General features: G+C 61.8%; 11 protein-coding genes. All 11 read right to left on the bottom strand.

The features are described from left to right. A partial coding sequence (locus H0V34_01750; protein MBA2490464.1) for a HEAT repeat domain-containing protein occupies nt 1-778 on the bottom strand: 778 nt, incomplete at its 3' end. A gap of 12 nt (nt 779-790) precedes the next feature. Beyond that, nucleotides 791-1,273, bottom strand: coding sequence for a hypothetical protein (locus H0V34_01745; GenBank protein ID MBA2490463.1), 483 nt, complete (start codon nt 1,271-1,273; stop codon nt 791-793). 184 nt (nt 1,274-1,457) lie between these two features. Further along, entirely contained in the window at nt 1,458-1,943 is a 486-nt protein-coding gene (locus H0V34_01740) for a phosphatidylglycerophosphatase A (protein MBA2490462.1), read from the bottom strand. Continuing rightward, complete coding sequence (thiL, locus tag H0V34_01735; GenBank protein ID MBA2490461.1) at nt 1,940-3,031, bottom strand: thiamine-phosphate kinase; 1,092 nt, start codon at nt 3,029-3,031, stop codon at nt 1,940-1,942. The genes H0V34_01740 and thiL overlap by 4 nt, the downstream gene beginning before the upstream one ends. After that, nucleotides 2,982-3,362, bottom strand: a complete 381-nt coding sequence (gene nusB, locus H0V34_01730) for a transcription antitermination factor NusB (GenBank protein ID MBA2490460.1) — start codon at nt 3,360-3,362, stop codon at nt 2,982-2,984. The genes thiL and nusB overlap by 50 nt, the downstream gene beginning before the upstream one ends. A gap of 52 nt (nt 3,363-3,414) precedes the next feature. Continuing rightward, on the bottom strand, nt 3,415-3,897 hold the full coding sequence (gene ribE, locus H0V34_01725; GenBank protein MBA2490459.1) for a 6,7-dimethyl-8-ribityllumazine synthase: 483 nt from the start codon (nt 3,895-3,897) through the stop codon (nt 3,415-3,417). Between the two features lie 42 nt (nt 3,898-3,939). Further along, the gene (gene ribB / locus H0V34_01720) at nt 3,940-5,049 is read right to left on the bottom strand and encodes a 3,4-dihydroxy-2-butanone-4-phosphate synthase (GenBank protein MBA2490458.1); all 1,110 of its coding nucleotides are present in this window, start codon (nt 5,047-5,049) and stop codon (nt 3,940-3,942) included. Between the two features lie 23 nt (nt 5,050-5,072). After that, nucleotides 5,073-5,717 (bottom strand): riboflavin synthase, encoded by a 645-nt coding sequence (locus tag H0V34_01715; protein MBA2490457.1) that lies wholly within the window; start codon nt 5,715-5,717, stop codon nt 5,073-5,075. A 6-nt stretch (nt 5,718-5,723) separates the two neighbouring features. Further along, complete coding sequence (gene ribD / locus H0V34_01710) at nt 5,724-6,851, bottom strand: bifunctional diaminohydroxyphosphoribosylaminopyrimidine deaminase/5-amino-6-(5-phosphoribosylamino)uracil reductase RibD (protein ID MBA2490456.1); 1,128 nt, start codon at nt 6,849-6,851, stop codon at nt 5,724-5,726. Nucleotides 6,852-6,943: 92 nt separating this feature from the next. Next, a complete protein-coding gene (gene nrdR, locus H0V34_01705) occupies nt 6,944-7,453 on the bottom strand; it encodes a transcriptional repressor NrdR (protein ID MBA2490455.1) in 510 nt (169 codons plus the stop codon). 200 nt (nt 7,454-7,653) lie between these two features. Next, on the bottom strand, nt 7,654-8,018 hold a 365-nt coding region (gene glyA / locus H0V34_01700; GenBank protein MBA2490454.1), incomplete at its 5' end, for a serine hydroxymethyltransferase.

Raw genomic sequence — 8,018 nt, 5'->3', positions numbered from 1 at the left:
GTTTCACGGTGTCGGGGTGATTGAGTGAAACCAGCAGCTCAATTACTTTGCTCTGGATTTTGATGTCCGGCTCTTTAAGCATCCGGCATAGCTGCGGCACATCCATGCCGGCGCCGATGCGGGCCAGCGCTTGGAGCGCCGCGAGCCGTACCGTTTTGTGATTATCCTCAAGCAGCCTTCGCAACGCGTCCCGCACGGCAGGCGTGGGGAAGCGCGACAGTACGCCGACCACGCGCGCGCGCATCCCTGGATCCTGTGCATCCAGCCGATTGATCAGCGCGGGCACCAACTGCTCGTCGGCTGCTTCTTCGATGATTCGAAACAGGGCCGTCTGTTCCTGATACTCGAGCTTGTTGGCGTAGCGCAGGAGGCTCTCCGCGTGCAACGCATGCTTGTGGGCCGACAGGATTTCCAGGATCGCCGGCTTTGACACGTTTACATCGTCGAGCAGAGGCAGCAGTTTGTTGGCGTCGATGCTGCGCGCACCGACAATCGCGCTCACGACACCCGATACGATCTGCTCATCGCGCTCGGCCAGACCTGGCAAACAGAATGCCAGCGTATTTTTGTCGATCAGCCTGCGCAACAATTCGACCAGCAACCCGGCCTCCTCGTGCTGCGCGGCGCCAAGCCGCGAGACGATCTTCGGAATCGCGGAGCGCGCGACCGTTTCCAGCTTGCCCAGCGCCTGCGCGCCGCCCGCGTTGTCGAGCGTGCCGGCCGACAATACCTTATTTATCAGCCGCTCCGCCCGGATGCCATCGAAGATCGCCACCATCCCACAATGACGCTAAACGAAAGCGTCCCTGACGGCGCTTGCATAGATGATGTGCTCCTTGTTGATAAGACCGACCATGCCGGCTTCCAGGTGCAGCCTAATGAAGCTTTCCGAGCAGTTGTTCAGATAGTCGAACAGGCGCGGGCGCTCGGGAGGCAGAAATTCCCTGATCGAACCCGCGACCATGACGCCGTCGGCCAACAGCAGGCGACAGCCCAGGATCGTGCGCCCCGCCATCTCATTCGATGGCTGCTCATCGAGGTACTGCATAAGGGTAATTCGGCGCTTGCAGTAGAGCCGCAATTCATTGGGCGGATCGGTTCTGAACACCAGAAAGGGCTCCGGCTCATTGAGAACGTCTTCCGGGCGCTCCTGGCCCGCATGTCGTCTGGTTTCCAGATGCAGGAATATAGAGCCACTCACGCACTGCCCCGGATCAACCCACAAATCGGCACGCTGCATCGTTGTCGGTATTCGCAGTGCGTCCTTGTCCATCGCTTCGCGTTTCCGATTTGCCGGTTCTGATTTCTACGGTGCAAAACTGCGCGCCGCTTTATAGTCAGCCGCTTTATAGTTAGAAATTCGGGCGCTATATCTGACGAACGGTTATTTTAACGTGGCCTTGTCTGCTTTGTGTCCGTGCCTTGATCGATGGCTTATGAACGGTAGAAAAAACCGCTCAAAAGACCATCGCCAGAACCTGCATGGCGACCAGACCATAAAGGCCGGCGACAATATCGTCCAGCATGATGCCGGCGCCACCGCCGAGACGCCGATCAACCAGACTCACAGGCCATGGTTTCGCGATATCGAACAGGCGAAACACGACGAATCCCGCGAGCATCCACCCCCAGCCGGCCGGCGCCGTCAGCATGGTGACGAGATACCCGACGATCTCATCCCAGACGATGCCGCTATGGTCGTGTACGCCCAGCGCCATGGAAGCGCGGCCACAGATCCATGTGCCGGCCGCCAGCATGGCCGCCAGTACCGCCAGATAAAGCGGTAACAACAGGGGTTGCAGGATCATGTATACCGGCAACGCCACAAGCGTCCCCGCGGTGCCGGGCGCGTATGGAATCAGCCCGGCGCCGCCGCCGAACGCCAGGCAGTGCAATGGATCGACCAGCACCCCGCGCGCGGTGAGTTGTGGGGGTCGGTTCATCGGCCGGCGAAATGGTCGTAACCCGCGGGCACAAGCAGTTTCCATGCCGCCCCGCCCAGCGTGAATCGCAGGCCTGCGGCGGGTTCCACTACGCCGATGCGAGTGATGTCACAGTCCGCGTCGGCAAACAGGATCGTCAGTTCACTCGCACGCGCGGGTGGCACGGTAAACAGCAACTCGTAATCGTCACCGGCGGTCAGCACGGCGGGCCAGGCGACCTGACCCGCGTAAGCATCACGGGCGGCAGCCGACACCGGGATCGACCTCAAATCCAAGCTTGCGCCCACCACGCTGGCGGATAATATGCGGTCAAGATCGCGGGCCAGGCCATCCGATACATCGATAGCGGCGCTGGCGACAGTTCTCAACTTTACTCCCGCATCCACCCGCGGTGAGGGTTTGTTCAACCGCGACAGGCACCATTCCATGCTGGCGGCGTTCAGCGCGCGCATCTTGCAAACCGCCTCTAGACCCAGCCCGGCATCGCCGATGGTGCCGGTCACGAAGATCAGATCGCCCGCGCGCGCACCGTCGCGTCGCAGACTCTCGCCGCGCGGCAGTGACCCCATAACCTGAATGGTGATACTCAACGGGCCTTGGGTCAGATCGCCGCCGATCAGCTCGACTTGATAACGATCCGCAAGTCCGAACAAACCCGCGCTGAAAGCCGCTAGCCAGTTCTCATCGACACAAGGCAAAGTTAACGACAGGGTCGCCCAAGCAGGCTCGGCGCCCATCGCGGCCAGATCGCTCAGATTGACCGCCAGCGACTTGTGGCCTACCGCGGCGGGGGGCGTGTCGGGTGGGAAATGCACGCCTTCGATTAACGTGTCTACACTGACCACGATATCGTGCCCGGCCTCTGCGTGGATGATTGCGCCGTCGTCGCCAATACCCAGCACCACGTCCGCGCGGCGTGGCGCGGACATGAAATACCGCTGAATGAGTTCGGCTTCGCTAAGCACGCGCCAGCGTTTCACTGGCGGGCGCAAACCGCCGCGCCGGTGCGTACCGATGCTTAAGCGGCGGCACGGGCATTCAGCGCATGTGCGGCCGAATTCGCGTGGCAAGTTTGTCCAGCACGCCATTCACGAATTTATGCCCCTGTTCCGCGCCGAATTTTTTTGCCAGTTCGACCGCTTCGTTGATGATCACCTTGAACGGCACATCCTGGCGCTGCAACAGCTCTAAACACGCGCAGCGCAGGATGGCGCGTTCGACCGGGTCCACGTGTTCCACCCGCCACGCCATATGCTCAGCCAACGCAGCATCCAGCTCACAGACGCGATCCACCACGCCGTAAAGCAGATCCTGCCAGTACTCGCAGTCGGCTTTGACGAAATCCGCATTTTCCCGGAACTGTCGTTCGATCTCGTCTGCCGGGTGCCCGGTCATCTGCCACTGATAAACCGCCTGCATGGCCAGCCGGCGCGACCAGCGGCGACCGGCAGCCAGGCGCCGAATTGCGAGGTCAGCCACGCAGTTTGCGCAACAGACTGACCATCTCCAGGGCTGCTACGGCGGCATCCGCGCCCTTGTTGCCCGCCTTCGCACCGGCGCGCTCGATGGCCTGCTCCACCGTTTCAGTGGTCAACACGCCGAACGTGACCGGCACATCCGCATCCAGCGCGATCCTGGACAGGCCGCGCGCGCATTCCCCCGCGACATACTCGAAATGCGCCGTGGCGCCCCGTATCACGCAACCAAGCGCGATCAGCGCGTCGTAATTGCCCGATTGCGCCATGCGCCTTACCACCAGCGGCAACTCGAATGCGCCCGGCGCGCGCACGATCTCTATGCGTGTTTCGTCCACACCGTGCTGCTTCAGGGTAGCCACCGCCCCTGCCGCCAGATGCTCGACGATATAACTGTTGAAGCGCGTTACGGCGATGCCGAACCTGGCGTCACTCGCCGACATATCGCCTTCGATCGTATGAACAGAATTTATAATCATCGTGTTATGGGACAAGTTTCATTGTGTTTTTAATCCGGGCTCTTAATCCGGAATGGTTTCCAATATTTCGAGGTCGAAGCCGCCCAGACCATGATAACGCTTGGGCGCGCCGAGTAATCGCATTTGTCTGACGCCGAGATCCGCCAGGATCTGCGAACCTATGCCCAAAGTGCGGTGATCCTCGACATGATCGGCACGGTCGTCATCCTCGACCGCCGTTGCCCGGCTCAGGCGCCGGATCTGCCGAAGGATATCGCCGGCGGGCGCGGGAATTCTCAGCAGCACCGCCACCCCGCGCCCCTCCTCGGCAATGCGCCGCATTGCCGCCTGCATGGGCCAGTGGCAGCGTGACGTGGTGGCCGACAGTACATCGCAAAGGGTGTTTTCGATATGCACCCGCACCAGCACCGGCTGCCGCGATGCGATCTCGCCCTTAACCAGCGCGAGATGCACGCCACGGCCGATGACATCTTCATAGGCGACCAGCCTAAAGTCACCGAAGTGCGTGGCGATGGCGCTCTCGGCCACCCGTCGCACGGTCTTTTCGTGTTCGAGCCGGTAGCGGATCAGGTCTTCGATAGTTGCGATGCGGAGCCCATGCCGTGCGCCGAATTTTTCCAGGTCGGCACGGCGCGCCATGGAACCGTCTTCGTTAAGAATCTCGACGATTACCGCCGCGGGCTCCAGATCGGTCAGTCGCGCGAGATCGCAACCGGCCTCGGTATGTCCGGCCCGGTTCAGCACGCCACCTGGCTGCGCCATGATTGGAAAGATGTGACCCGGCTGCCGCAGGTCGGCGGGGGCCGCGTTGGGCGCGACCGCGGTGCGAATCGTGTGCGCACGATCGTACGCCGAGATGCCGGTAGTCACCCCCTCGCTCGCCTCGATCGAGAGGGTGAAATTGGTGCTGCGCTGTTCGCTCTCGTTGCCGACCATCAGCGGCAGATTCAACTGCCTGCAACGCTCGCGGGTCAAGGTCAAACACACCAGCCCGCGCCCGTGCTGGGCCATGAAGTTGATGTCCTGCGGCCGCACCATGCTGGCCGCCATCAGCAAATCGCCCTCGTTCTCGCGCACCTCGTCGTCCACGACGATGACCATCTTGCCCGCGCGGAGGTCATCGATGATGTCGGGAATGGAATCGAAACGCATGGATGTAACTTGCATCCGAGCGCTCAGCGAGCGGGCCGGTCGATACCAGGGGCGTCGGCGGGCCCGGTGTCCGCCTGCGCCGCGGCTTCGCCCAGCTGCAAACGCTCCAGATAGCGCGCGATGAGATCGACCTCCAGGTTGACGTGCGTACCTTGTTTGCACGCATTTAGCGTCGTTACGTCAAGCGTATGCGGGATAATGTTCACGCTGAATTCAGCACCATGCACCTCATTGACCGTAAGGCTCACGCCGTCGATGGCGATGGAGCCCTTTACCGCGATATAGCGAGCCAGCGATGCCGGCGCCACGAACCGCAGGCGCACGGACGCGCCGACCGGAGTTCGCTCAAGGACTTCGCCGACGTCATCCACGTGGCCGCTCACCAGGTGGCCACCCAGTGGGTCACCCATTTTCAGCGCGGTTTCGATATTGACCGGGTCACCCGGCTGCAAGCGGCCGAGCGTGGTATGCGCCAGGGTTTCGGTCGAGACGTCCATGCCGAGCGCGTTGTCCGCAAGCTCGGTGACCGTCAGGCAAACACCGCTTATTGCCACGCTGTCGCCGCGCACGATATCCTTCGTCGCGCATTGAATACGGAGCCTCACATCCTTGTGTCCGCGCATCATGTCCAGCACCGACGCCGTGCCTTGTACGATTCCGGTAAACATGAAAGCTTAAGCGTTTGACGCTGGTGTCAGGGTTAGACGCAGATCGTCGTCAATGATGCGGGTGTCGTTAAGCACCAGGGGCAGGCGGTCGCGCATGCATTTTATATTCGGCAGATGCGCAAGACCTCCCGCGCAGTCGCCCATTAGCATCGGCGCCAAGTAAACGATCAATTCATCCACCAGATTCCCGCGCAACAGCGCGCCGGTTAGCGCCGGTCCCGCTTCGACCTGCACTTCATTGAGCTCACGCCGGGCGAGTTCGCCCATGACGGCTTCAAGATCCAGGCCATGGTCATTCGAGGAGACCGTCGTCACTTCAACATTGTTGCGCTGCATGGCGCGCAGTTTACGCTCTAAATCATGCGTTGCGTCCGACGCGATAACCAGACACTGGCCCGGCAGTGTAAAAACTCGTGCTTGCGGGTCGATATTGAGATTGCTGCTCAGGATAACGCGCAATGGCGGCGCGGGTGGCGGCTCGCATTTGCAGCCGTAACCGGTGCTGTCGTCGGCAAAATCCTCAGTCTTAAGCCGCAGGTTCAGCCTAGGATTGTCCGCGCGCAATGTGCCACCGCCGGTCACAATCGCGCAGCTTCGCGCGCGCAAGTATTGAACATCGCGGCGCGCGGCGTCGCCGCTGATCCAGCGACTTTCGCCGCTCGCCATCGCGGTGCGTCCGTCCAGACTCATCGCCGATTTAACTCTTATCCACGGCCGGCCGCGCCGCATTCGGCTATCGAACCCGCGATTGAGCGATCGTGCCTCGGACCCCATGACGCCGCAATCGATCCGAATGCCCGCCCCCTGCAGCGCGGCAAGACCCTGACCCGCGACATTTGGATTCGGATCCGGGATCGCGGCCACAACCCTTTTGATGCCGGCATCGATCAGCGCCTGCACGCAGGGCGGCGTGCGCCCGTGGTGACAACAGGGTTCCAGGCTGACGTAAGCTGTGGCGCCTGCGGCGGCGCTGCCTGCCTGTCGCAACGCGTTGATTTCGGCGTGGGCCTCACCGGTTCGTGCGTGAAATCCCTCGCCGACGATGCGGCCCTCGTTGACCAGCACGCAACCAACCCTCGGGTTAGGGCGCGCGCTATAAAGACCGCAATCCGCAAGCCGAAGGGCACGCGCCATGAGTTGATGATCGAGCGAAGTGGTCAATGCGGAATCGCTATAAGTTTGTCATCACAACGCGCATGGTCGGCGCATCCGGATTGCTCCGTGCCTCAGTCGAGCGCGTCGTCGTTCAGCAGCGGGATCTGGCTTTTCTGCATTTCTGGTGTGAGTTCCCGCTCCAGACCCTCGATGATCTCGCGAAAGGCCTGCACGTCCTCGAAACTGCGGTACACCGAGGCGAAGCGCACATAGGCGACGTGGTCCAGGCCGCGCAGCTCTTCCATGACCCATTCACCGAGCAGACGGCTCGCTACTTCGCGCTCGCCCGCGCCCAGCATGCGGCGCTTGACACGGTTGGCCAGCGCCTCGATATCGTCGGTTTCCACCGAGCGCTTCTCGAAAGCGTGCAGCAAACCGCCACGCAGCTTTGCATCATTGAAAGGTTCCCGGCGCCCGTCGCGCTTGACGACCCGGGGCAGACTGAGTTCCGCGCTCTCGAACGTCGTGAACCGTTCCCCGCACGACAGGCACTCGCGCCGGCGTCGCACCTGATCGCCATCGCCGGCCAGCCGCGAGTCGATGACCCTCGTGTCCTGCTCACCGCAAAAAGGACAACGCATGGATTCCTACGCGCACGTGTTCTGGACAGGGCGCCGCGGCATCGCCACATCCGGCGTACAGCGTCTACCCATCGTTGCCCAGACCGACATCGCGATGGCGGTAGTCCGATCGCAGGACAAGGCCTAGAGCCGGCATCGTACCGGGCGCGGTTGCCCGCGCACGATCCGTTAGCCGCAACGCCGTAAACAGCGAAACTTTGTCAGCTCTGTGTATAGACCGGAAACTTCTTGCACAACTCAAGCACCTCGCCTTTGACGCGTTTAACGGTGTCTTCGTTGTCGAGGTTGTCGAGCACGTCGCACATCCAGTCCGTCAGGGTCCTGGCTTCGTGCTCCTTGAACCCACGCGTGGTCATCGCCGGCGAACCGATGCGGATGCCGCTGGTGACGAACGGCGACTGCGGATCGTTGGGCACGGCGTTCTTGTTGACGGTGATGTTCGCTCTTCCCAATGCCGCGTCCGCGTCCTTGCCGGTGATGCCCTTGTCGACCAGATCCACCAGGAACAGATGATCGTCGGTGCCGCCGGAGACGATGTTGTAGCCGCGCTCCTTGAACTGATCGG

The sequence above is a fragment of the Gammaproteobacteria bacterium genome (genome assembly GCA_013696315.1).
Lineage (GTDB): Bacteria > Pseudomonadota > Gammaproteobacteria > JACCYU01 > JACCYU01 > JACCYU01.
This window is presented reverse-complemented; position numbering and strand designations above follow the sequence as displayed.

What these genes read in the sequence shown, in the direction of transcription:
- H0V34_01740 (MBA2490462.1), bottom strand. Translation starts at nt 1,943, where the DNA reads ATGAACCGACCCCCACAACTCACCGCGCGCGGGGTGCTGGTCGATCCA.
- nrdR (MBA2490455.1), bottom strand. Translation starts at nt 7,453, where the DNA reads ATGCGTTGTCCTTTTTGCGGTGAGCAGGACACGAGGGTCATCGACTCG.
- thiL (MBA2490461.1), bottom strand. Translation starts at nt 3,031, where the DNA reads ATGGCGTGCTGGACAAACTTGCCACGCGAATTCGGCCGCACATGCGCT.
- H0V34_01745 (MBA2490463.1), bottom strand. Translation starts at nt 1,273, where the DNA reads ATGGACAAGGACGCACTGCGAATACCGACAACGATGCAGCGTGCCGAT.
- ribD (MBA2490456.1), bottom strand. Translation starts at nt 6,851, where the DNA reads ATGGCGCGTGCCCTTCGGCTTGCGGATTGCGGTCTTTATAGCGCGCGC.
- ribE (MBA2490459.1), bottom strand. Translation starts at nt 3,897, where the DNA reads ATGATTATAAATTCTGTTCATACGATCGAAGGCGATATGTCGGCGAGT.
- H0V34_01715 (MBA2490457.1), bottom strand. Translation starts at nt 5,717, where the DNA reads ATGTTTACCGGAATCGTACAAGGCACGGCGTCGGTGCTGGACATGATG.
- nusB (MBA2490460.1), bottom strand. Translation starts at nt 3,362, where the DNA reads ATGCAGGCGGTTTATCAGTGGCAGATGACCGGGCACCCGGCAGACGAG.
- ribB (MBA2490458.1), bottom strand. Translation starts at nt 5,049, where the DNA reads ATGCGTTTCGATTCCATTCCCGACATCATCGATGACCTCCGCGCGGGC.